This is a genomic window from Streptococcus sp. GMD6S (assembly GCF_000297015.1).
On record NZ_AJRH01000319.1, the window covers coordinates 1 to 1,559 of the forward strand.

The 1,559-nt window shown below is 41.4% G+C and carries 1 protein-coding gene; it reads left to right on the forward strand.

The window, feature by feature from the left end; genetic code table 11:
• Positions 1–408: 408 nt before the first annotated feature.
• A partial coding sequence (locus GMD6S_RS11290) for an FAD-containing oxidoreductase (protein ID WP_000958906.1) occupies positions 409–1,559 on the forward strand: 1,151 nt, incomplete at its 3' end.

The following is a 1,559-nucleotide window of genomic DNA, read 5'->3' on the forward strand; positions in this document are numbered from 1 at the left end:
CCAGCTTTTTCAATCTCTGCTAGCAATTCAGCAGACAAGTTAAATTCATTAAATTTCACGTTATTCTTCTTTCTAAAGGTGGTGCGAAGCCACCCTATAGGGCTTTAGTTTATACTTTTCTTTTCATGACGTATCTTCTACAAAAAAGAGATACCGTGTTGCTTCTTTTCCACGAAAGAAAAGTACTGGTTTCTTTGCAACCTATCTAGTATAACACAAGAGAGAAGCAAAAGATAGCCCAATTTCTCTAGAAAATCATGTAAGCGATTTTCTAGCAGTAAAGTAGCCCGAAACTGGTTTTTCAAAGGATTTGAAGGGAGCATTTCAAACTCACTCCATTTCCCGTAGCAGAATTGTGCAAAAGTTTTTTTCTTGTGCTAGAATGAAATGCGAATAGGAGGACTATAAATGTTAACTTATGATTTAATCGTTATCGGATTTGGTAAGGCAGGGAAAACACTGGCTGGTAAACTAGCTTCAGCTGGTAAAAAAGTTGCCCTTATCGAACGTAGTAAGGCTATGTACGGCGGAACTTGTATCAACATTGGTTGTATCCCAACTAAAACTTTGCTAGTTGCTGCTGAGAAAGATTTGTCTTTTGAAGAAGTCATTGCTACCAAAAATACTATCATTAGTCGCCTCAATGGTAAAAACTATGCGACTGTTGCTGGTACAGGTGTGGATATCTTTGATGCGGAAGCTCACTTCCTTTCAAACAAAGTCATCGAAATCCAAGCTGGTGATGAAAAACAAGAACTGACTGCTGAAACTATCGTTATCAATACCGGTGCCGTTTCAAACGTCTTGCCAATCCCTGGACTTGCTACAAGTAAGAATGTCTTTGACTCGACTGGTATTCAAAACTTGGACAAATTGCCTGAAAAACTTGGTGTCCTTGGTGGCGGAAATATCGGTCTTGAATTTGCAGGACTCTACAACAAACTTGGAAGCAAGGTTACAGTCCTAGATGCCTTGGATACTTTCCTTCCTCGTGCAGAACCATCCATCGCAGCTCTTGCTAAACAATACATGGAAGAAGACGGTATTGAATTGCTTCAAAACATCCGTACTACTGAAATCAAAAACGACGGTGACCAAGTCCTTGTCGTAACTGAAAACGAAACGTACCGTTTCGATGCCCTTCTCTACGCAACCGGACGTAAACCAAACGTTGAACCACTTCAACTTGAGAATACCGATATTGAACTAACAGAGCGTGGTGCTATCAAAGTAGACAAACATTGTCAAACAAACGTTCCTGGTGTCTTTGCAGTCGGAGACGTCAACGGTGGACCTCAATTTACCTACATTTCACTTGATGACTTCCGCGTTGTCTACAGCTACCTTGCTGGAGATGGTAGCTACACTCTTGAAGACCGTCTCAATGTACCAAACACCATGTTCATCACACCTGCACTTTCTCAAGTTGGCTTGACTGAAAGCCAAGCAGCAGATTTGAAACTTCCATATGCAGTGAAGGAAATCCTTGTTGCAGCAATGCCTCGTGGTCACGTAAATGGAGACCTTCGCGGAGCCTTCAAAGCTGTTGTCAATACTGA